The sequence below is a fragment of the Salinivibrio sp. IB574 genome (assembly GCF_001996205.1).
Classification (GTDB): Bacteria; Pseudomonadota; Gammaproteobacteria; order Enterobacterales; family Vibrionaceae; genus Salinivibrio; species Salinivibrio proteolyticus.
The window spans coordinates 10,792-33,337 of sequence record NZ_MUFN01000030.1; the positions used below are offsets into that span (position 1 = coordinate 10,792).

19 protein-coding genes are annotated in these 22,546 nt (G+C 50.5%); 3 read left to right on the forward strand and 16 right to left on the reverse strand.

Features of this window, described 5'->3' with window-relative positions; translation table 11 throughout:
- Nucleotides 1-8 precede the first annotated feature (8 nt).
- From dnaE to rpsB, 16 genes are all read right to left on the reverse strand, one after another.
- Nucleotides 9-3,488: a DNA polymerase III subunit alpha gene (gene dnaE, locus BZJ17_RS13715; protein WP_077641096.1), complete on the reverse strand. Its 3,480-nt coding sequence runs from the start codon at nucleotides 3,486-3,488 to the stop codon at nucleotides 9-11.
- 46 nt (nucleotides 3,489-3,534) lie between these two features.
- Complete coding sequence (gene rnhB, locus BZJ17_RS13720; protein WP_069588623.1) at nucleotides 3,535-4,134, reverse strand: ribonuclease HII; 600 nt, start codon at nucleotides 4,132-4,134, stop codon at nucleotides 3,535-3,537.
- Nucleotides 4,124-5,281 (reverse strand): lipid-A-disaccharide synthase, encoded by a 1,158-nt coding sequence (gene lpxB, locus BZJ17_RS13725; RefSeq protein WP_077641097.1) that lies wholly within the window; start codon nucleotides 5,279-5,281, stop codon nucleotides 4,124-4,126. Before lpxB ends, rnhB begins: the two co-directional genes overlap by 11 nt.
- On the reverse strand, nucleotides 5,281-6,069 hold the full coding sequence (gene lpxA / locus BZJ17_RS13730) for an acyl-ACP--UDP-N-acetylglucosamine O-acyltransferase (protein WP_069588619.1): 789 nt from the start codon (nucleotides 6,067-6,069) through the stop codon (nucleotides 5,281-5,283). Before lpxA ends, lpxB begins: the two co-directional genes overlap by 1 nt.
- Nucleotides 6,070-6,071: 2 nt before the next feature.
- Nucleotides 6,072-6,524 carry a 3-hydroxyacyl-ACP dehydratase FabZ gene (gene fabZ, locus BZJ17_RS13735; RefSeq protein ID WP_077641107.1) on the reverse strand — a complete coding sequence of 151 codons (453 nt, stop codon included), beginning with the start codon at nucleotides 6,522-6,524 and terminating at the stop codon, nucleotides 6,072-6,074.
- Nucleotides 6,525-6,608: 84 nt separating this feature from the next.
- Entirely contained in the window at nucleotides 6,609-7,634 is a 1,026-nt protein-coding gene (gene lpxD, locus BZJ17_RS13740) for a UDP-3-O-(3-hydroxymyristoyl)glucosamine N-acyltransferase (protein ID WP_077641098.1), read from the reverse strand.
- 18 nt (nucleotides 7,635-7,652) lie between these two features.
- Nucleotides 7,653-8,162: an OmpH family outer membrane protein gene (locus BZJ17_RS13745; protein WP_069588615.1), complete on the reverse strand. Its 510-nt coding sequence runs from the start codon at nucleotides 8,160-8,162 to the stop codon at nucleotides 7,653-7,655.
- Nucleotides 8,163-8,182: 20 nt separating this feature from the next.
- Nucleotides 8,183-10,621, reverse strand: a complete 2,439-nt coding sequence (bamA, locus tag BZJ17_RS13750; protein ID WP_077641099.1) for an outer membrane protein assembly factor BamA — start codon at nucleotides 10,619-10,621, stop codon at nucleotides 8,183-8,185.
- 32 nt (nucleotides 10,622-10,653) lie between these two features.
- Nucleotides 10,654-12,009, reverse strand: coding sequence for a sigma E protease regulator RseP (rseP, locus tag BZJ17_RS13755; protein ID WP_077641100.1), 1,356 nt, complete (start codon nucleotides 12,007-12,009; stop codon nucleotides 10,654-10,656).
- A complete protein-coding gene (ispC, locus tag BZJ17_RS13760; protein ID WP_077641101.1) occupies nucleotides 12,006-13,202 on the reverse strand; it encodes a 1-deoxy-D-xylulose-5-phosphate reductoisomerase in 1,197 nt (398 codons plus the stop codon). Before ispC ends, rseP begins: the two co-directional genes overlap by 4 nt.
- An 18-nt stretch (nucleotides 13,203-13,220) precedes the next feature.
- A complete protein-coding gene (locus BZJ17_RS13765; RefSeq protein WP_077641102.1) occupies nucleotides 13,221-14,030 on the reverse strand; it encodes a phosphatidate cytidylyltransferase in 810 nt (269 codons plus the stop codon).
- A complete protein-coding gene (locus tag BZJ17_RS13770; RefSeq protein ID WP_077641103.1) occupies nucleotides 13,979-14,746 on the reverse strand; it encodes an isoprenyl transferase in 768 nt (255 codons plus the stop codon). Before BZJ17_RS13770 ends, BZJ17_RS13765 begins: the two co-directional genes overlap by 52 nt.
- Before the next feature lie 75 nt (nucleotides 14,747-14,821).
- On the reverse strand, nucleotides 14,822-15,379 hold the full coding sequence (gene frr / locus BZJ17_RS13775) for a ribosome recycling factor (RefSeq protein WP_077641104.1): 558 nt from the start codon (nucleotides 15,377-15,379) through the stop codon (nucleotides 14,822-14,824).
- Between the two features lie 53 nt (nucleotides 15,380-15,432).
- A complete protein-coding gene (gene pyrH / locus BZJ17_RS13780; RefSeq protein WP_069588604.1) occupies nucleotides 15,433-16,161 on the reverse strand; it encodes a UMP kinase in 729 nt (242 codons plus the stop codon).
- An 83-nt stretch (nucleotides 16,162-16,244) separates the two neighbouring features.
- The gene (gene tsf / locus BZJ17_RS13785) at nucleotides 16,245-17,087 is read right to left on the reverse strand and encodes a translation elongation factor Ts (RefSeq protein ID WP_069588603.1); all 843 of its coding nucleotides are present in this window, start codon (nucleotides 17,085-17,087) and stop codon (nucleotides 16,245-16,247) included.
- A gap of 132 nt (nucleotides 17,088-17,219) precedes the next feature.
- On the reverse strand, nucleotides 17,220-17,948 hold the full coding sequence (rpsB, locus tag BZJ17_RS13790) for a 30S ribosomal protein S2 (protein ID WP_069588601.1): 729 nt from the start codon (nucleotides 17,946-17,948) through the stop codon (nucleotides 17,220-17,222).
- Between the two features lie 458 nt (nucleotides 17,949-18,406).
- On the opposite strand from rpsB, the gene map reads away from it, so the two are divergent.
- The 3 genes from map to BZJ17_RS13805 all read left to right on the forward strand — a co-directional run bounded on the left by map (nucleotide 18,407) and on the right by BZJ17_RS13805 (nucleotide 22,354).
- Nucleotides 18,407-19,201: a type I methionyl aminopeptidase gene (gene map / locus BZJ17_RS13795; protein WP_069588600.1), complete on the forward strand. Its 795-nt coding sequence runs from the start codon at nucleotides 18,407-18,409 to the stop codon at nucleotides 19,199-19,201.
- Nucleotides 19,202-19,254: 53 nt separating this feature from the next.
- Complete coding sequence (gene glnD / locus BZJ17_RS13800; RefSeq protein ID WP_077641105.1) at nucleotides 19,255-21,876, forward strand: bifunctional uridylyltransferase/uridylyl-removing protein GlnD; 2,622 nt, start codon at nucleotides 19,255-19,257, stop codon at nucleotides 21,874-21,876.
- Between the two features lie 100 nt (nucleotides 21,877-21,976).
- The gene (locus BZJ17_RS13805; RefSeq protein WP_069588596.1) at nucleotides 21,977-22,354 is read left to right on the forward strand and encodes a DUF3461 family protein; all 378 of its coding nucleotides are present in this window, start codon (nucleotides 21,977-21,979) and stop codon (nucleotides 22,352-22,354) included.
- Nucleotides 22,355-22,546 lie beyond the last annotated feature (192 nt).

Here is a 22,546-nt window from a genome sequence, read left to right on the forward strand (position 1 = left end):
AGCTAAGCTTAGTTAAACTCTAATTCGACCTGCTCGTCGCCAAGCAAGCCTTTTAAATTATCGATCAGTTCATCCGCGGGGGTAATTCGCCACTCCGCCCCTAAACGTAACCGCGCCCGTGCATCACGGCGCTGGTAATAAAGATTCACTGGCACAGTCCCTGAACGGTACGGTGCCAACGTATCATGAAACCGTTCAAAAAACGGGGCATCAATTTGCTCTTCCATGATAGAGATGCCCAAACAGCGCGCATATTTTTCTCGCGCTTGACTGATGTCCATGATTTCACGGGCCGTCATTTTAAGCCCACCATTGAAGTCATCAAAGCTGACCTGTCCTGAGACCACCAGAATTCTGTCTTTCTCCACCAGATCGAGATATTTGTCGAGTACGTCAGAAAAAAGCATCACTTCCATGCGGCCCGAGCGATCATCAAGGGTTAAGATCCCAAGACGAGAACCGCGCTTAGTGGTCATGACACGCGCCGCAATTACAAGACCGGCGACCGTAGACACCACATCACGCTTAGTGGCATGCGCGTCTTCCAATCGCCATGTCACATAGTGTTTTAGCTCTTTACGATAGCTATTGATGGGATGGCCGGTCAAATACAGCCCTAGGGTTTCTCGCTCCCCTTCCAGCCACACTTTATCTGGCCAAGGTGCCACATTCGCATAGGCGTGCTCGACCTCTTCCGGGGCATCCGTGAGGACACCAAACATATCGGTTTGTCCGTAAGACTCGGCTTGATGATGCTGACTGGCCGCGCGAATAGCGTCATCGAGTGATGCCATCATTGCCGCACGATGAGGGCCAAGCCTATCCATGGCGCCTGCGCGAATCAAGCGTTCAATCACACGCTTATTGACTTTTTTGGTATCAATGCGCGCACAGAAATCAAATAAGTCACGGAAGTAGCCATCTTGCTCTCGCGCCGCAACAATATTGTCGATCGGCCCTTCACCCACCCCTTTAATCGCGCCAATACCGTAGACAATCTCCCCTTTGTCATTGACGGTAAAGCGGTGCAAACCCGCGTTCACATCTGGGGGGAGCACCGTCAGTTTCATGCGACGGCACTCTTCCACCAGTCCGACAACTTTATCGGTGTTATCCATATCCGCGGTCATAACGGCGGCCATGAATTCAGCCGGATAATGCGCCTTTAACCACAGTGTTTGATAAGAGACCAAGGCATAAGCGGCGGAGTGTGATTTGTTGAAACCATAACCGGCAAACTTTTCCACCAAGTCAAAGATACGCATGGCAAGTTCGCCATCAATGCCGTTTGCGATCGCGCCTTTTTCAAAGATGTCGCGCTGCTTGGCCATTTCTTCGGGTTTTTTCTTACCCATCGCACGACGTAGCAAATCGGCGCCGCCGAGCGTATACCCGGCTAAGATCTGGGCAATTTGCATCACCTGCTCTTGATACAAGATGATGCCGTAGGTCGGCTCAAGGGTCTCTTTCAGTGACTCATGTTGCCACTTTTCATCGGGATAAGAGACTTGTTCTCGTCCGTGTTTACGGTCGATAAAGTTATCCACCATCCCTGATTGCAATGGGCCTGGGCGGAACAGAGCCACCAGTGCGATCATGTCTTCAAAACAGTCCGGTTGGAGACGCTTGATCAGCTCTTTCATGCCCCGCGATTCCAGCTGGAACACAGCTGTCGTCTCTGCCTTACGCAGCATCTCGAATGATGCTTGGTCGGCCATCGGAATCGCCGCGATATCGATAGGATCTTTGCCTTGCGCTTGTAAGCGAGGGTTAATCATTCCCAGCGCCCAGTCGATAATGGTCAGCGTCCGCAGCCCCAAGAAGTCAAACTTCACAAGACCGGCCGTTTCAACATCGTTTTTATCAAACTGGGTGACAGGGTGGTGCCCTTCACTGTCACAATATAGCGGTGCAAAGTCCGTAATCGTCGTCGGTGAAATCACCACCCCGCCCGCGTGCTTACCCGCGTTACGTGTCACCCCTTCGAGCATGCGGGCCATGTCGATCAACGCTTTGACTTCTTCGTCTGCGTTGTAAACCTCAACCAACTGCGGTTCAGCTTCAAACGCCTTTGCCAACGTCATGCCCGGGTCGGGCGGCACCAATTTAGAAATACGGTCAACAAACCCATAGGGGTGACCCAATACACGACCCACGTCTCGGATCACCGCTTTAGCCGCCATGGTACCGAAAGTAATGATCTGGGATACCGCATCCCGGCCGTACATTTCGGCCACGTGGTCGATCACCAAATCACGCTTATCCATGCAAAAGTCGACATCGAAGTCGGGCATAGAAACCCGCTCTGGGTTCAAGAAGCGCTCAAAAAGCAGATCGAACTCTAGGGGATCCAAATCAGTGATTTTAAGGGCGTACGCAACCAAGGAGCCGGCTCCTGAACCCCGTCCGGGTCCCACCGGAATATCGTTATCTTTTGACCATTGGATAAACTCCATCACGATCAAAAAGTAACCAGGGAAGCCCATTTGGTTAATCACACCGAGTTCACGGTCAAGGCGCTCGTCGTATTCAGGTCGCTTGAGGGCGCGCTCTTTCTCATCAGGGAAGAGAAACGCCAGTCGCTCTTCTAGGCCTTCTTTGGAGCGTTTGACCAAGTACTGATCAATCTCCATCCCTTCGGTTGGGAAGTTCGGCAGGAAGTATTCATTAAGTCTGACCGGCACATTACAGCGCTTGGCAATTTCCACGCTATTTGCCAATGCTTCTGGGATATCCGCAAAGAGCTCGCACATCTCTTGCTCGGTGCGCAGATATTGCTCGGCACTGTAGTTTTTCGGGCGACGTGGGTCGTCTAACGTATAACCATCGTGGATGGCCACACGGATCTCGTGGGCGTCAAACTCGTCGGGCGAGATAAAGCACACTTCGTTCGTCGCCACCACAGGCAGGTCGTGCTCGGTGGCAAAGTCGACCGCAAAGTGTAGGTACACTTCTTCATCCTGACGTCCAGTGCGAACGAGCTCCATGTAATAAGCATTGGGAAAATGGGCTTGATAAAAACGGGCGCACTCTTCAGCAAGCGCCTTATTGCCTTTCAGTAAGGCTTTGCCCAAGTCTCCTCGGCAACCGCCAGATAATACAATCAACCCGTCAGCGTGTTCTACCAGCCACTCTTGGTCGATCACTGGCGTATGTTGAACATGGCCGCGCAAGTAAGCTTTGGAAATCAGTAAAGTGAGGTTTTTATACCCCGCTTTATCCGCGGCAAGAAGGGTCAGCTGGCATAATTCATCGCCAAACGCCTCCGACTGCACCTTAAAATCGGCACCAATGATAGGTTTCACACCCACATTATTCGCGGTGTTATAGAACTTTACCAACCCACAAAGGTTGCTAAAGTCTGTCAAGGCCATCGCAGGCATGCCCATTTCGGCCACTTTCTTAACCAGTGGCGGGACTTTGGACAACCCATCGACCATGGAGAAATCACTGTGAATACGTAAATGGACGAAACGTGGCTCAGACATAAAACTCGTTACTATCTAGGGATTGGAAATGATAAAGCGCCGTCACTTACGCTAAACCAAGGGCGCGTTTAACCGGTTTAAAGCTTTTTCTGTGCATTGGTAAAGCGCCATGCTCACTCAATGCGGCCATATGCGCCTTGGTAGGATAGCCTTTATGCTGGGCAAATCCATAGGCCGGATAAGCGATGTCCAACTCAGCCATTTCTCTATCACGGTCTACTTTCGCCAAGATCGACGCCGCACTGATCTCGGCGACGCGTAAGTCGCCTTTCACCACCGCTTGCGCCGGCATCGGGAGCGAGGGAACACGATTACCATCAATCAATGCGTAATCGGGAGTAACGGCAAGGCCTGCAATAGCGCGTTGCATCGCGACCATAGTGGCCTGAAGAATATTTAAGCGATCAATTTCTTCGGGCTCTGCGCGCCCTACCGACCACGCCAAGGCTTTGGCTTTGATTTCATCGTACAACGCGAGACGTTTTTTCTCACTCAGCTTTTTTGAATCGGTGAGCCCTTCAATCGGTTGATTCGGATCGAGGATAACAGCCGCTGTGACAACCGCGCCCACCAAAGGACCTCGCCCAACTTCATCCACGCCAGCAATCAAGCGTGCGTCAGGGTATACAAATACCTCATCTGTCATGATTTTTTACTAACTCTAATACTGCGGAGGCTGCAGAGGCGTCCGCATCTTTACGAATGGTTTGATGCAGCTGTGTAAAAGTCTCAAGCAAGGCTTGGTTATCGCCATCCAACATGCGTGAAACAGCTGCTGCCAGCGCCTCAGGCTCGCACTCTTCTTGCAATAACTCGGGCACCAAAGGGGCATCGGCGAGGATATTGGGCAAAGACACATAGCGCGTTTTGAGCAAACGCCGTGCTAGCCACGCAGTCAAAGGCTTCACTTTATAGCCTACAACCATGGGACGCTTCAGTAACATACACTCAAGGGCAACGGTACCAGAGGCCAGCAACACCGCATCAGAAGCACTGATCACTTGCCTTGCCGTATCATTCACCAAGGTAAATGACAATTCCGGCGCATGGGTTTGCCACGCCTGCTCGAATTGTGCGCGGCGTGCGTCATTCACCAAGGCAACCACAAAGCCGAGATCTGGATACTGCTGTGACAGACGCTGGCAGGTTTGCAAAAATGGCGGCGCCAACATTGCCATCTCACTCCCACGACTTCCCGGCAAGACGGCTAACCAACGTTTGTTGGTATCCAGCCCCAACGCTTGTTGTGCCTCGCGCTGATCGACTTGCATGGGAATGCTATCAGCCATGGTGTGGCCGACAAACGCGCAAGGGACGTTGAACTTATCGTAAAACGCTTTTTCGAAGGGCAAAAACGCCAAGACAAGATCGGTCGCGGCCGCAATTTTAAAAATACGCTTTTGACGCCATGCCCAGACCGAGGGACTGACATAGTGAACCGTTTTAATGCCGGCCTGTTTTAACGATGCTTCGAGACGTAAGTTGAAATCAGGCGCATCAATACCGATAAACACATCGGGGGGATGGGTAGTGAAGTGTTTGACGAGGCTCGCTTTAACCTTCAGCAAACGGGGCAAACGGCCGAGCACTTCAACCAGCCCCATTACAGCAAGCTCTTCCATATCAAATAGGCTCTGGCAGCCTTGCGCAATCATGCGCGGCCCACCAATACCGACAAATTCTACATTGCCGTATTGGGCCTTAATTGCCTTGATAAGGCCTTCACCTAAAACATCGCCGGAGATTTCTCCGGCGACAATTCCCACTCGTAATGGACGTTCGCTGGGCAACATTAACGAATGATGCCTCGTGTTGAACGTTCAAAGAAATCAACAAACAGGGCCAAGGCAGGATCGTCCTCGACCTGGCTAGCCAACGTCTGTTTGACCTCTTCAAGGGTTTTACCGGAACGATACATGTTCTTGTAAACCGCACGAATCGCACGAATCGATGCTTTCTCGAATCCGCGACGCTTCAATCCTTCCACGTTAATGCCGAAAGGCGCGCAGTGGTTCCCCTGAGCCATCACATAGGGGGGGACATCTTGGACCACAATAGAACCGCCCCCCAACATCGCATGGCTACCCACCACACAGAATTGGTGAATCGCAGACATGCCGCCCACAATGACGTAATCGTCGATGTGTACATGACCGGCTAGGGTCGCATTGTTGGCAAAAATACAGTGATTTCCGATCACACAATCGTGTGCCACGTGGGCGTTGATCATGAATAGGTTATCATTGCCAACTTTAGTCTCACCTTTGTCTTGTACCGTACCACGGTGCATGGTGACACTTTCACGAATGGTGTTGCGATCGCCAATTTCTAGCGTCGTGGGCTCACCCGCATATTTCAGGTCTTGGCACGCTTCACCGATCGATGCGAATTGATAGATGCGGTTATCTTGGCCGATACGCGTAGGACCTTTAATCACGACATGCGTCATGACTTCGGTACCCGCACCAATCTCGACACCTTCTCCGATAAAAGAAAATGCGCCAATCTTAACGTTTTCTCCCAATGTCACCCCGTCTTCTACAACGGCGGTCGGGTGGATATAGGCAGTTTCGTGGATCACAATTAGATCTCTCTTCTTGCGCACTTCAGTTCCGCCGAGCAGACAACGTCTCCGTCTACTTTCGCTACTCCGGTAAAGGCAGCAATTCCTCGGCGCTCTTTAATAAACTCCACCTCGAGGACCAGTTGGTCTCCCGGTGTGACAGGACGGCGGAATTTCGCGTTATCAACGCTTGCAAAATAGTATAGCTCGTTGTCTTTTGGCTTCCCGAATGTCTTAAATGCCAGCAAGCCAGTGGCTTGCGCCATTGATTCAAGGATCAATACGCCAGGAAACACAGGCAACTGAGGAAAGTGGCCGGTAAATTGAGGCTCATTCACGGTAATGTTTTTTATCGCGTGAAGGTATTGGCCTTCTTCATAATCGGTAACGCGATCGATCAACAAAAACGGATAGCGATGTGGTAGCAGCTCTTTGATTTCGTTGATGTGTAACACTTTTTTTTCGCGAGTCAAGGTAGTATTCCCGTTCAAATCCAATACTGACTTCTTTAACGCAAAACGGCCCGCGTTTTTGAGGCGGGCCTGCAATCTGTTGCGTTAAGCTTGGTTATCGAGCTGTTTTTCGAGCTCTTTTAGCCGCTTGTGCATCTCGTCAATCTTGAGCACACGCGCAGCTGTTTTCCGCCACTCGCGGTTGGGCTGTAACGGAATGCCGGACGAGTACATGCCCGGCTCAGTAATCGGTCGCATTACCATCGCCATACCTGTGATGGTAACGTTGTCTGTGATTTCCATATGGCCATTAAACACACTGGCGCCGCCGATGATGCAGTGCTTACCTACTTTTAGGCTGCCTGCCATCACAGTTGCGCCAGCCACTGCCGTGTTTTCGCCGATCGATACATTATGCGCAATCTGACACTGGTTGTCGATAATCACGCCATCAGCAATGCAGGTATCGTCCAATGCACCACGGTCAATGGTCGTACACGCACCAATTTCGACCCGATCACCAATCACAACACGACCTAGCTGCGGGATCTTAATCCACTTACCTTTTTCATTCGCGTAGCCAAAGCCATCCGCACCGATTACGGCTCCCGCCTGCACCAAGCAGTCCTCACCCACAACCACATCATGGTAAATGGTAACATTGGCCCAAAGTTTGGTTCGCGCCCCCAGTTTGGCGCCTTTACCGACAAAACAGCCCGCACCAATCTGCACGCCATCACCAATTAAGGTTCCGGACTCGACCACCGCGTTAGGACCAATCGCCACGCCTTCACCCAGAATGGCATCTTCGGCAACGACCGCCGTTGGCGCAATGTCAGTGGCACAGGCAGGTGTGGTATCTAAAATTTGGGCCACTTTGGCATAAGCCACATAAGGGTCAGCAACCACCAAGGCATTGCCTCGGCAGTATGACACGTCCGCTTCTTTTAGCATCACCGCACTGGCGCGACACTGCGCCAAGTGTTTGCGGTATTTCGGGCTCGATAAGAAGGTGATTTGCCCTTCTCTCGCTGAATTCATCCCTGCTAGCGAGGTTATTGTTACAGCACCGTCTCCGTGGAGCTGAGCGTCCAGTTTTTCCGCTAATTCAGCGAGAGTAATCGAAACCATGGGCTCCTCGATTGTTTGTTATTTTACTGCATTAATGACTTTTTCAGAGAGATCGTCGCCTGGGTTAGCGTACAAGATGGCATTGGCATCCAATACAATGTCGTAACCTTCTTGCTCAGCCACTTGATCGATGGCGGTTTTTAGCTTTTTGACCAGTTTAGACTCTTCTTGGCCACCACGCTTGCGTTGATCTTCCTGTAACGCTTTTACTTTTAATTTGTAGTCCGACTCCATCGATTGGAGTTCACGCTGCAGTTTGATGCGCTCATCTTCGCTCATCAGCTCGCCGTTGCGTTTCAGCTTTTCAACCCCTTCTGAGAGCTTTTCTTTCATGCGCTCAATTTCCGCTACACGGTCTTTGAATTCAGCACGCAGTTTTTCGTTTAGGTTGTTTTTTTGAGCCAGCTGAGACATCACCGCCCCAGTCGATACGTAGCCCACTTTCTGTGCAGCATCAGCCGCTGATGCGTACATGGACGTGGTCAGAATTGCGACACTAAGTCCCGCTGCTTTCAAAAATGATTTCACAATAGTCTCCTTTCTGATGATCAGAATGTGCGCCCGATAGTGAAGGTAAAGAACTCTTCATCATCGCCAGGCTGGCTTGTAATAGGTTTTGCAATTGAAAACACCAAAGGTGCCATCGGTGACATCCACTGTAGGGCTACCCCGTAAGAGGCGCTGATATTGGATGGATCTGAGTAATCTTTCGTGCCAGCGGGATAACCATTTGCTACCAGTTCACTGCTGTCAAACTCGGTGTCCCACACTGAGGCAGCGTCCACAAAGACACTGGTACGAATTTGCTGACGCGCTTCTTCAGAGGCAAACGGTGTAGGCACAATCAGCTCTAAGCTACCTTGTGCGATGGCGTTACCACCCACTGCATCACTAGAACCATAGCTACCTTCGCTATACTCTTTATCTCCGTCCGGCTGAACAGAACCGCCACTTTCTTTGTCTTTGTAAATGGCTTTGGGTCCAACAGTGTTCGAGCGGAAACCACGCAAGGTCGAGAAGCCACCTGCGTAATAGTTTTCATAAAACGGCAACATATGATCTTGGCCATTGATCTGGCCATAGCCATTGCCGTAACCAAGGCGACCACGCATCAAAAGCGTGAACTCATGCTCTTGAGTTAACGGCACATACTGACGGATAYCATATTGCATTTTAAAATACTGGACGTCAGAGCCCGGCACTGTCATTCGGTAGGAAGCACGTTGATAGTTACCTGCCGTAGGGAAATAACCACGGTTGAGATTATTACGCGTCCATGAAACGGATAAATCAAAGTCATCAACTTCCAAACCACCATTGCTAGTTTGATGATCCTTGTGACGCTCCATAAACTTGTCAATTTGGTAATACTTACCGATGTTTTCAATTTTGTTGTGGGTATAGCCCAACCCAAAATCAATTGAGTTCAGTTCATCGGTCCAAAAGCCCCACGTCAGTTTCGACCCATAACTTTTATTTGTGTACTCGACGATGTTCGCGTCTCGCGCCTCAAACTCGTTATAGAACACCTTCCCCCCGAGGCTAACACCATCGAGGGTAAAGTAGGGGTCACGATACTCAAGCGTCAGGTTCTTACGGTAATCGTTAACCATGGCATTAATACCAAAGCGATTACCGGTGCCGGCAAAGTTATCTTGCTGCAGGCCCAGCTGCAAGCTCGCCCCTGATTCGGTACCATAGCCGATACCAAAGTTGATACTGCCCGAGTTGGCTTCTTTTACCTTATAATTCACATCGACCTGATCGTCGGTGCCAGGAACCCGCTTAGTGTCTACTTCAGCACTTTGGAAAAAACCGGTTCGGTTGAGACGCTCTTTACCACGACTCACGGCTTTAGCATTAAGCCAAGTGCCTTCAAGTTGACGCATCTCACGGCGCAGCACTTCATCCTTGGTGGTGGTATTACCGGTAAAGCGAATGTTTCGGACATAGATGCGTTTGCCCGGCTCAACGTTGACCGTCAGCGACACTTGCTGATTCTCATCATCAAACGTCGGCAAGGTACTCACTTTCGGGTAGGCAAAGCCTGTTTCACCGAGGTGGCGTTTAATCGCCTCTTCCAACGCTGTGACCTTGTCCCCGTTATAGGTATCACCTCGGGTAAAGTTCACTAGCGAGCGGTAGATCTCCTCATTCTCAGGATCGCCACGGAAGCTTAGATCCGCCACTTGATAGGGCTTGCCTTCGTTAACATTTAAGGTGATGTATACACCTTTTTTATCCGGAGAAATCGCCACTTGGGTCGACTCAACGCGGAACTTCAAATAGCCGCGATTTAGGTAGTAGCTGCGTAGCTTTTCCAAGTCACCCGCCAGCACTTGCTTTTGGTATTTCTCGTTAGCCAAGAAGTTCCACCAAGGAACATCAACACGCAAGTCGAAATTATCGCGCAGCTCTTCATCACTGAAGACTTGGTTGCCCACAAAATTAATCTGCTCTATTTTTGCAGAAACACCTTCGGTGAAGACAAATTTCAGATCCGCACGGTTACGTGGTAAGGGTGTGACCACGGCTTTCACCGATGCACTGTATTTTCCCACGCTGTAGTAGAAATCTTCTAAGCCTTTTTCAATCTTGCTGAGCTTGGTGCGGTCTAACGCCTCACCTACACGCAACCCTGATGCGGTCAGGTTTTCTTTCAGTTGCTCTTCTTTGATGGCTTTGTTGCCTGAAAACGAAATGCTGGCAATGGTTGGGCGCTCGATCACTTTCACTAAGAGTGCATCATCATCACGATAAACCCGCACATCCTCAAAGTTACCCGACGCAAACAGAGCATTGATGACATCCGCGACATCGCTATCATCCACCTTGTCTCCAACACGCACCGGCATAGAGAGCAATGCTGCCCCTAAACTAACTCGCTGTAGGCCCTCAAAGCGGATATCGCTGACTTGGAATGTATCCGCATGCGCCACACTGCTACTGACTAAAAGAGACGCTATTAATAGTTTTTTCATCGCCATGTGCTTCTGACTTATCCTTGAATACTAACCGTTTAAAGTCGGGCGAAGTCGTTAAACAATGCCACTGCCATTACCATCATCAACACGGCAGCGCCGATGCGATACCCAAAGTCTTGCACGCGCTCTGGTACAGGCCGGCGTGTTACCGCTTCAATACCAAAGAACAATAAATGCCCGCCGTCTAAGACCGGTAGAGGTAGCAAATTGATAATGCCGAGGTTAACGCTGATCAGCGCCATAAACCCTAAAAATGAGATCAATCCGATCTCAGCTGTCATCCCTGCGCCTTTGGCGATAGAAATCGGCCCGCTCAGGTTATTGACACCCACATCCCCAACAATCAGCTTTTTCACCATATTGACGGTGAGGCTGATAACCTGTCCGGTTTTACTGACTGCCTCAGGGATCGCCGCCAGCGGCCCATATTGCTGCGTAAAACGATAAGCCTCCGGCCAAGGTGCCATTTGCGGCGCAATACCTGCGTACCCGGTGACCTTGCCATTACTCTCACGCGCATCCGGTGTCAGGCTCAACACCTGCTCACGCCCGGCGCGCGTCACCGTCACCTGCAGCGGTTGATCCGGGCTTGCTTGTACCGCTTCAACCAATTCAGACCACGCTTGTAATCTATTGCCATCAATCGCCATTAAGGTATCACCTGAAGCAATGCCAGCCTTCGCAGCGGCACTGCCCTCCACCACCTGAGCCACATCGAGTGTGATTGCAGGACGGTAAGGGGTGATCCCTAAGGTTGTCAGCGGAGACTCAGTTTCTGGATTAAACTGCCACGCGGTTAAATCCAATCTGTAGTCCCGGCTATAACTGGATGCCACTTCTGGCTTTGCTGTTATGGTCATCTGCTCATCACCGATATGGTTGATGAGTGAGAAGTTAACAGCCTGCCAATCTGCGGTTTCGACGCCCGAAATGTGGGTAAGTTCCATACCCGGCTCAATTCCGGCCTCTGCAGCTATGGAGTTGGGGGTTATTTGACCAATAACGGGTTTGACCGCAGGGATCCCCATCATGAAAATCAACCAATAGGCGACCACTGCAAAAAGAAAATTGGCAATAGGCCCTGCGGCGACAATTGCACTGCGTTGCCACAGCGGTTGATTATTAAATGCACGTGGTTTGTCATGCTCAGCGACCGCCTCAATGCGCTCGTCGAGCATTTTGACATAACCACCTAACGGAATGGCGGCAATGACATACTCGGTATCGTCTTTACCTCGCCAGCGCCATAGTGCGCGCCCAAAACCAATCGAGAAGCGTTCGACTTTTACGCCACAGCGGCGCGCGACCCAAAAGTGTCCATACTCATGAATGGCCACCAACACACCGAGAGCGACAATAAATGACGCTGCGTTCCATAGAAATGCACTCATTTTGCAACCTTAGCAATGTGCTCCTTAGCCGTAATTCGCGCCATTCTATCCAGCTCCAGCAGGCAATCCAAGCTTGATGGCGAGCGAAGTGTGCTTTGTGATAACACCGCCTCATTAATCCGTGCGATGTCCATAAAGCCTATCTGCCCTTTTAAGAAGGCATCCACTGCTTGTTCATTGGCGGCATTGAGTGTCGTTGTCGCCGCTTGCCCGTGCTGGCACGCCTCAATCGCCAAAGACAAGCAAGGATAGCGGCGGGCATCCGGTGCCATAAAGGTAAATTCGCCAATTTGGGTAAAATCAAGCGGTGCAACCGACGTCGTCACACGTGATGGATACGCCATCGCGTGGGCGATAGGCGTGCACATATCAGGGGTGCCTAATTGGGCGAGCACCGATCCATCGCTCATTTGCACCATCGAGTGAATAACCGACTGAGGATGAATCACAACCTCGAGCTGGTCGGCACGCGCATTAAATAACCAGCGTGCTTCAATATACTCCAAGCCTTTATTCATCATGGTGGCGGAATCAACGGAAATTTTGGGTCCCATCGACCAATTGGGGTGAGCAACCGCTTCCGCTACGCTCACGGTATGCAAGGTCTCAGGTTCACGATAACGGAAAGGCCCCCCTGAGCCTGTGAGCAAGATTTTGCTCACGCCCGCGGCACTCAGATCGCAGCGGCCGAGGTTAGCTTGTACAACCTGCGGTAAGCACTGAAAAATTGCATTGTGCTCACTATCGATAGGTAACAGCTCTGCGCCATATTGATAAACTGCATCGATAAAGAATTGCCCTGACATCACCAAGGCCTCTTTATTGGCAAGCAAAACGCGCTTACCCGCTTTCACCGCAGCCATGGTCGGCATCAAGCCTGCCGCCCCCACCACCGCGGCCATCACCATATCAACTTCAGGCAAAGATGCGAGTGTGCATAAACCTTGCTCACCGGCCAACACTTCTGTGTTAACCCCTTTCGCCTTAAGCGCTTGTGCCAATTCCAATGCAGCGTTCTCATCGGCCATGGCCGCAAAACGCGGCCGCCAATGCAAACACAGGCGAGTCATCTTTTCCACATTGGTATTGGCCGCCAGTGCGGTCACTTCGAACTGTTGAGGATTTGCCTCAACCACAGAAAGCGTACTGGTTCCGATCGAGCCAGTGGCACCTAATACAGTGATTTTTTGCATGTGATACGCTCGTTTTACTTAATTCGCAAACGCGAAATACAGCACGGTAAAAACGGGAAATGCAGCGGTCAAACTATCAATTCTATCCAAAATACCGCCGTGGCCGGGTAATAAATTCCCACTGTCTTTCACGCCAGAGACACGCTTAAACATACTCTCAGCCAAATCGCCCAGCACCGACGCTAACGCTGTAACCACAGCGATACAAAGCAGCGCGCCCACACTCGCAAAATGAATATCGAGAAGCTGCGCACCGGCCCATGTCACGGCAACGGCGGCCACGAGCCCACCAAGCAAGCCTTCTAGGGTTTTATTGGGGCTCACTGCCGGTGCCATTTTATGCTTACCGAAGGCTTTACCGGCAAAGTAGGCACCGCTGTCGGCACACCACACCAACACAAACACCAGAAGTACCAGTTTCGCACCGTAATAGGTGGAAAATTGATAGTCTGCGGCGCGTAAAATCAACACGCTCCACATAAAGGGCAATAAGGTCAAAAGACCGAATAGTTGGCGCAATAAGCGACTGTGAGTCCAAAGCGCTCCGGATTTAGGAAAGGCTAAGACCAACCCGGTGGCAAACAACCACCATGCCGCGCCCGCTGCTGCTACCGAAAAGGGCGCCACTGCTAAATGGCTAAGCGCATAGGCACTAAAAGGGAGACTATAAATGGATAGCGCCACTGCCGCCGCCGGAACGATAAAGGTAAGCCATCTTGAAGAGTTGGACACAAACTGTGTCCACTCCCAATGACCGAGCAGCGTGACGGCAGCAATCACCGCAACAAACGCGGGAAAAGGCAAATAAAAGACAGCGGCGACCACCAAAGGGACCGATTAACATACCAAGCGACCGCATCGAACAGACTTTGCTCGTTAAAATCGGGCCAATATTGTTCTGTAAAATACAACTCGGCATAGGCAGCTTGCCACAAGATGAAGTTACTAATGCGACATTCACCACTGGTACGGATCATTAAATCCACATCGGGTAAGTCGGATAGCATCAATTGACGAGCAATATCTTGCTCTGTGATATCGCTGGCTTGTAATTGACCAGCAGCGACCTGCTCAGCGACACGGCGTGCCGCTTGGGTAATATCCCATTGCCCACCATAGTTGGCCGCAATATTGAGCACGAGACGCTCATTACCTGCTGTTAATGCTTCGGCTTCGGCAATTTTTTGTTGTAGCGATGGATTAAATCGAGAGGTATCACCGATCACACGAAGTTGGACACCATTTTTGTTCAAGCGTTTAACTTCACGAGAAAGCACGCTGATGAACAACTCCATCAGAACACTGACTTCATCTTCTGGCCGACGCCAGTTTTCACTGCTGAACGCAAACAAGGTTAGGGCTTTTACCCCAAGCTCCGACGCCGCCTTCACCGTTTTACGCACTGCTTTAACACCGGCTTTATGCCCAAATACACGGGCTTTGCCTCGCGCCTTTGCCCAACGTCCGTTTCCATCCATGATAACGGCAATGTGCTGCGGTAGGGCGGCAGACTCGAGCTGCGCATCAAGAGACTGGGAACTCATGTTTCTCCTTGGCAAATAAAAAGCGCTGTACTGCACGCACAGCGCTTTGACATTGGTGGTAAAGTCTAATGAGATTTAGACTTCCATCAACTCTTTTTCTTTTGCATCAAGAAGCGCATCAACATTCTTCACCGCAGCATCCGTCAGCTTTTGGATCTCATCTTGTGCACGGCGCTCGTCATCTTCAGAGATTTCTTTGTCTTTCAACAGTGCTTTAAGGTCACTATTAGCATCACGGCGGATGTTACGTACCGCAACGCGGCCTTGTTCGCCTTCTGCGCGCACCAACTTGACCATGTCTTTACGACGCTCTTCCGTCAATGGAGGAAGCGGCACACGAATCACTGTACCTGCTGATGCTGGGTTAAGGCCCAAATCTGCAGTCATGATCGCTTTTTCAACGGCTTGTGCCACTTGCTTGTCAAAAACAGTAATCGCCAAGGTTCGTGCATCTTCAGCAACAATAGAGGCGAGTTGTTTCAACGGTGTTGGTGCACCGTAGTATTCAACCGTAATGCCTTCCAACAAGCTTGGGTGGGCACGACCGGTGCGAAGTTTTGAAAGATTGTGTTTAAGCGCTTCTACACTTTTATCCATACGCGCTTTGGCGTCTGCTTTAATATCGTTAATCACTGGAGGTATCCTTGCGATTGAATTTTACTTTCCGATTATGCCACTAAATCGGCTTAGCTGTTAGTAATCAGAGTGCCTTCTGTTTCACCCATCACGACACGGCGTAAGGCGCCCGGCTTATTCATATTAAACACACGGATCGGCATTTGGTGATCGCGTGCTAACGTAAATGCGGCCAAATCCATTACTTTCAACTCTTTTTCGAGTACATCTTGGTAACTCAAGGTTGAATAAAGCTCAGCATCTGGGTTTTTGGTTGGGTCATCACTGTATACGCCGTCAACTTTCGTTGCTTTGATCACCACGTCAGATTCAATTTCAATGCCGCGTAGGCACGCCGCTGAATCCGTGGTAAAGAAAGGGTTACCCGTTCCGGCAGAGAAAATCACCACACGGCCATTACGAAGCTGGCTAATCGCTTCAGCCCAGTTATAGCTGTCACACACACCATTAAGTGGAATGGCGGACATCACTCGTGCGTTCACATAGGCACGATGAAGTGCATCACGCATTGCCAAACCGTTCATCACGGTGGCCAGCATACCCATGTGATCGCCCACAACACGGTTCATTCCCGCTTCGGCAAGACCAGCGCCACGGAATAAATTGCCGCCGCCGATGACTAATCCGACCTGAACACCTAACTCGACCAATTCTTTAATTTCTTGTGCCATACGGTCTAGCACAGTTGGATCGATACCGAATCCATCGTTGCCCTGCAGGGCTTCACCACTGAGTTTAAGTAAAATGCGTTGATATGCAGGCTTAGGATTTGTAGTCATGTCACTACCTTATATTAGGCAYTAAGTTAGGGAAGAAGGTTATGGAAAGGCCGCGGCGAATACCGCGGCCTGAATCGGAAAAATTAGCCTTTTTGTGCAGCAGCTACTTCTGCAGCAAAGTCTACTTCTTCTTTCTCGATGCCTTCGCCCACTTCAAAGCGGATGAAGTTAGTCACTTCGGCACCTTTTTCTTTCAGCATTTGGCCCACAGTTTGCGCTGGGTCCATAACAAATGCTTGACCAGTCAGAGAGATTTCGCCGGTGAATTTCTTCATACGGCCAACAACCATTTTCTCTGCGATTTCAGCAGGCTTGCCTGACTGCATCGCGATATCAACCTGGATTTGTTTTTCTTTCTCAACCACGTCAGCTGGTACGTCTTCTGGGTTAACGTACTCAGGCTTAGATGCAGCAATGTGCATAGCAACGTGCTTGATGGTTTCTTCGTCAGCGTTTGCAGCTACAACCACACCGATGCGGTCGCCGTGACGGTAAGAACCTACTTTCGCGCCTTCGATGAATGAAACACGACGGATGTCCATGTTTTCACCGATTTTTGCAACTAGCTCAGCACGCTGCTGTTCGAATTTTTCTTTCAGCGCGTCGATTTCTAGGCCTTCTGCCAAAGCAGTTTCAGCCACTTGGTTAGCAAATGCAGCGAAGTTAGCGTCTTTTGCAACGAAGTCAGTTTCACAGTTGATCTCAACGATCGCTGCTTTGCCTTCGTTTTCTTTAACCAGAATCACGCCTTCAGCAGCAACACGGCCAGCTTTTTTCGCTGCTTTAGCCGCACCACTTTTACGCATGTTTTCGATCGCGACTTCGATGTCTGCGTTCGCTTCAACCAGTGCTTTTTTACATTCCATCATGCCAGCGCCGGTGCGCTCGCGCAGTTCTTTAACCAGGGCAGCGGTAACAGTTGCCATTGTTCAATCCTCGATTCGAAACTATTTGGGTAAAAAACAGGGGCCCGACTTCGGCCCCTGCTAACCATACTTAGCTTACAGCATGAAAGATGACACGCTGATGGCTAAGAACGCTCACAAGGAGCTGTTGTCTTACTCAGCGACTTCAACCAGCTCGTCTTCTGCTTGCGCAACGATGTCTTGGCTACGGCCTTCTTTGTATGCGTCAGACGCTGCGTTCAGGTAAAGTTGGATAGCGCGAATTGCGTCATCGTTACCTGGGATTACGTGGTCAACGCCGTCTGGGTTAGAGTTAGTATCTACTACCGCAAATACTGGGATACCCAGGTTGTTCGCTTCTTTGATAGCAATGTGCTCGTGATCCGCATCGATAACGAACATTGCATCAGGCAGGCCGTTCATGTTTTTGATACCACCCAGAGACTTCTCAAGTTTTTCCATCTCACGAGTGCGCATCAGCGCTTCTTTTTTGGTCAGCTTTTCAAACGTACCGTCGGTAGACTGGGTTTCTAGGTCTTTCAGACGCTTGATAGACATACGAACGGTTTTCCAGTTGGTCAGCATGCCGCCCAACCAACGGTTGCTCACATAAAACTGCTCGCAGTTTTCTGCTGCCGCTTTTACCGCTTCGCTTGCTGCGCGCTTAGTACCAACGAACAGGACTTTACCTTTACGCTCACCGATTTTTGACAGTTCAGCCAAAGAATCGTTAAACATTGGTACAGTTTTCTCAAGGTTGATGATGTGTACTTTGTTGCGAGAACCGAAGATGAAAGGCTTCATCTTAGGGTTCCAGTAACGGGTTTGGTGACCGAAGTGTACGCCCGCCTTGAGCATGTCGCGCATTGAAACAGTAGCCATGATAATTTCCTCTTGGGGTTAGGCCTCCACATATCCCATTTGACCGACCCGCACAGGGCACCCCGGACAATGTGACGATATGTGTGTGATTTAAAATAAAAAGTGTTTAGTGAAATGCCATCAAGATGAAACCTGACAAAAACAGATTGATCACAATGACGGATTTCGGCGCGCTTTATACCACATAAAGTAGGCAAAAATCCAGATAAATTGCCCAAGCGAAGGCCGGTTTGTCGTATTGCCGCACCACTGTCCAAACGGCGAAAGGTGTGGTTCTGGTTTCCAGAAACCGCCCAGCTTGATACCATGTGCCCACTTCAATGTGTCTGCCCCGCGCTACCGGTGACCAAAGCGTAGCAGGTCAAAGCAGCGCATGCCTGATTTATCAGGGTGTGAGGTCCCTCACGCTCTGACGCTCATTGCCTCGATGAGCGAGACGAATTAAGTGAGAAAGCAAAATGACGATCCCAATTAAAACAGCAGAAGAAATAGAAAAAATGCGCGTTGCCGGTCGGTTGGCCGCAGAAGTGCTGGAAATGCTGGCCCCACATGTAAAGCCAGGCGTTACTACGCGTGAACTGGATGACATCGCGCACAAATATATGACTGAGGTGCAGGGCACCACACCCGCTACCTTGAATTATCACGGCTTCCCTAAGTCCATGTGTACCTCTATCAACCATGTGGTTTGTCATGGGATCCCTTGTGACGAAGATGTGCTCCAAGATGGCGATATCGTCAACATCGACGTCACCGTCATTAAGGATGGCTATCACGGCGATACATCGAAAATGTTTTTGATTGGTGAGGTCTCGTTGGAAGACAAGCGCCTTTGCCGTGTCACCCAAGAAAGCCTTTATCATGCCATCAAAAAGGTGAAGCCGGGCGCTACAGTTGGTGACATTGGTACTGCTATCCAAAAATTCATCAAAAGCAGCAACACTCGCTACTCGATCGTTAAAGAGTACTGTGGACACGGTATCGGTGCGAGCTTCCATGAAGATCCACAAGTGGTGCACTACAAAAACAACGACCGAACCATCCTCAAACCTGGCATGTGCTTTACCATTGAGCCTATGATTAATGCAGGTAAATACGGTACCGTGCTTGATGAAGACGATGGTTGGACGGTTTATACCATTGATGGCAAGAAGTCAGCGCAGTGGGAGCACACCCTGCTAGTGACCGAAACAGGGGTGGAAATCTTAACCCTTCGTGAAGAAGAAACCATCCCGCGCCATATCAACCACTAAGACTCTGATAAAAGCCGGGCTTGCTCCGGCTTTTTTATGCGCAAAGGAACGCCATGACAGACACAGTGATCACACCACAAAGTTTGACCCAAGACCAATTGAGTCCAGCGGCACTCAAAGCCCAATTTCAGCACCTCCTTGAGCAACAGAAGCAAGACTTCCTCGCCAATGTTCCGGTGCCTGAATTGGTCTATCAGCGTAGCGACTACATGGATGCGCTGATGCAGAGGCTTTGGCAGCATTTTGGTTTTGACCAGCACCCTCATCTTGCCTTGGTTGCAGTAGGTGGTTACGGTCGGCGTGAACTCCACCCCCTGTCTGATATTGATCTGCTATTACTTTGCCAAGGGCCATTAGACAAGCACCAGCAACAAAAACTCAGTGAATTACTGACCTTATTGTGGGATCTCAAACTTGAAGTGGGCCACAGCGTGCGCACGGTCGATGAGTGCATCAGTGTCGGACTCGACGATCTGACGGTGGCGACCAACCTGCAAGAAGCACGCTTATTATGCGGCAGCGAGCGGCTATTCAATGCGCTGGAACAGCGCGTTCATGCGGATGACTTTTGGCCCAGCGAGCGTTTTTATCGCGCGAAAGTGGAAGAACAGAAAGCCCGCCATCGCCGCTATCATGACACCGCCTACAAGCTGGAGCCAGATCTGAAGTCAAGCCCCGGTGGACTGCGCGACATCCACACCCTCGCCTGGATCGCCCGACGCCATTTTGGCGCCACCAGCCTGCGTGAGATGAGTCACTATGGCTTTCTGACTGATGCCGAGTATCGCGAACTGAATGAGTGCCAAAACGTACTCTGGCGGATTCGCTTCGCGCTTCATTTAGAACTGCGCCGCTATGACAACCGGCTGACCTTCGCGCACCAAACCTCCGTTGCCGAATTGCTAGGCTATCGTGGCGAGGGAAATCGTGCGGTAGAGCAAATGATGAAAGACTTCTTTCGCACGCTCGGTCGGATCGGCGAGCTTAACAAGATGTTGCTGCAAATCTTCGATCAAGTGATTATCGACAATGGCCGCCCGGGCCAAATCGACATTCTGAGTGACGATTTTCAGCGCCAAGGCAATGCGATCGAAGCGCGCAAACCGGCACTATTTCAAGCACGCCCTGACACCATTCTCGATATGATGCTCCATGTGGCTGATGACACCACCATAGAGGCCATATCGGCGCCGACCCTTCGTCAACTGCGCACGGCACGTCGTCGGCTTAACCATTTTTTGTGTCAGCAACAAGACGCTCGCGAAAAATTTATGGCCTTGGTGCGCCACCCCAATGCGCTGCATAAAGCCTTTAGTTTGATGCACCGCCACGGCATTATGTCAGCCTACCTGCCGCAGTGGAGTCAGATCGTCGGACAAATGCAGTTCGACTTGTTCCACGTCTATACCGTGGATGAGCACACCATTCGCTTGCTTAAACACATGCGCCTTTTTGACGATGAGACCAACCGAGAACGTCACCCCATTTGTTGTGATATTTTCCCTCGACTCGCACGCCGCGAGTTACTGCTAATCGCAGCTATCTTTCATGACATAGGCAAAGGGCGCGGCGGCGATCACAGCGAAATTGGTGCCATCGAAGCCCATGACTTTTGCCTTGAGCACGGCTTATCTCGCCCTGAAGCGAATATTGTCAGTTGGCTGGTGCGAAATCACCTCCTGATGTCCGTGACTGCACAACGTCGCGATATTTACGATCCCGACGTGATCACCGACTTTGCCAAAGAAGTGCGCGATGAGGAACGGCTTGACCTGCTAGTGTGTTTGACCGTCGCCGATATCAATGCCACCAACCCTGACTTGTGGAATAGCTGGAAACGCACCTTGATCGCAGAGCTCTATTACTCGACGCAAAAAGCCTTGCGCCGCGGACTAGAGAATCCGCCGGATGTCCGTGAACGGATCCGCCATAACCAACACTTAGCAGCCGCCATGCTGCGCAAGCAAGGGCACAGCCCGCGTGATATTGAGTTGCTTTGGCAACGCTTTAAAGCCGATTACTTTCTCCGCCATACCCACAAGCAAATCGCTTGGCACAGTGAACATTTGCTCCACCATCAAAGTGATCAACCTTTGGTGTTGGTGAGCAAAAAGGCGACCCGAGGCGGAACCGAAATCTTTGTTTATTGCCAAGATAGGCCCAGTTTATTTGCGCGCGTGGTTGCCGCATTAGATAAGAAAAACCTGAGTGTCCATGATGCACAGGTCATGACCAGCAAAGATGGACATGCACTCGATACCTTTATGGTCATGGATCAAAATGACGAGGCAATTCCCCTCGACCGTCACCCCCGGATCATCGAAGGGGTCGCCAAGGCCATTGAAGAAACGGGCAAGATCACCATTCCGCGTCGTCGAGCGCCACAAAAGCTCAAACACTTTACCGTCAAAACTCAGGTCCTTTTCTTACCAACCAAAAATGGACGCCGCACCTTGATGGAGCTGGTAGCCCTCGATACACCGGGGTTGCTGGCCCGCGTTGGTGCCGTGTTTGCGCGGCAAGGCGTCAGTGTTCATGCAGCGAAGATCACGACCATTGGTGAGCGGGCAGAAGACTTTTTTATTGTAACGGATGCCCAAAACCAAGCCCTGACATCTGAACATCAAGCGCAACTAAAAACCGCGCTAGAGAAGACGCTATCGCAAGCAAAATAGCCAAAGTGGTCACGGTAATTGGTGTGGCTGACGGGCTACACTGAGCCCTGTATCGAAACGCTGGCTCACAGCGTGTACGACGTCAACTTATGAGGTGGTTATGTACCAACAGTTAAAAAATATCGGCGTTGAGCATCCAGAGAAAATCGAGCGTTATTCACTGCGCCAAGAAGCCAGTTATGACACGCTGAAGATCTATTTTGAAAAGCAAAAAGGCGAGTTGTTCGCTAAGAGCATGAAGTTTAAATATCCACGCCAACGTAAAAATGTGGTCGTGGACAGTGGTACGGGGCGCTTTCGTGAAGTCACAGAGATCAATCGCAGCTTATCACTGGTGATTGATGAACTGGACCAAATCGTCCAACAAGAACAAGCCGAACATGATGTAAAACAGAAGATCCTGACCGATTTACGTCATCTTGAGAAAGTCGTCGCCAGTAAAATTGCTGAAATTGAATCTGAGCTGGAAAAACTCTAATCAGCGCAGGCAGCTCCAGCGCTCATACAGCCTAACACTGCGTCGTGCTGTTCGGCACGACGCCCTGCTAATTTCCCATAAAATCCGCGTTATCAGGCCATTGCCACGCAAACGCCTCCATCAGCGCTTGCCACTGGTTGTCAATCGGCGCCGTCACCGTTAGAGACTCACCAGACACAGGGTGTTCAAAAC

Coding starts and splice junctions, on each gene's coding strand:
- lpxB (WP_077641097.1), bottom strand. CDS start 5,281: ATGTTGCCCAGCGAACGTCCATTACGAGTGGGAATTGTCGCCGGAGAA.
- map (WP_069588600.1), top strand. CDS start 18,407: ATGACGATCCCAATTAAAACAGCAGAAGAAATAGAAAAAATGCGCGTT.
- dnaE (WP_077641096.1), bottom strand. CDS start 3,488: ATGTCTGAGCCACGTTTCGTCCATTTACGTATTCACAGTGATTTCTCC.
- rpsB (WP_069588601.1), bottom strand. CDS start 17,948: ATGGCTACTGTTTCAATGCGCGACATGCTCAAGGCGGGCGTACACTTC.
- lpxD (WP_077641098.1), bottom strand. CDS start 7,634: ATGGTTTCGATTACTCTCGCTGAATTAGCGGAAAAACTGGACGCTCAG.
- rseP (WP_077641100.1), bottom strand. CDS start 12,009: ATGAGTGCATTTCTATGGAACGCAGCGTCATTTATTGTCGCTCTCGGT.
- pyrH (WP_069588604.1), bottom strand. CDS start 16,161: ATGACTACAAATCCTAAGCCTGCATATCAACGCATTTTACTTAAACTC.
- glnD (WP_077641105.1), top strand. CDS start 19,255: ATGACAGACACAGTGATCACACCACAAAGTTTGACCCAAGACCAATTG.
- BZJ17_RS13805 (WP_069588596.1), top strand. CDS start 21,977: ATGTACCAACAGTTAAAAAATATCGGCGTTGAGCATCCAGAGAAAATC.
- rnhB (WP_069588623.1), bottom strand. CDS start 4,134: ATGACAGATGAGGTATTTGTATACCCTGACGCACGCTTGATTGCTGGC.
- tsf (WP_069588603.1), bottom strand. CDS start 17,087: ATGGCAACTGTTACCGCTGCCCTGGTTAAAGAACTGCGCGAGCGCACC.
- BZJ17_RS13770 (WP_077641103.1), bottom strand. CDS start 14,746: ATGAGTTCCCAGTCTCTTGATGCGCAGCTCGAGTCTGCCGCCCTACCG.
- ispC (WP_077641101.1), bottom strand. CDS start 13,202: ATGCAAAAAATCACTGTATTAGGTGCCACTGGCTCGATCGGAACCAGT.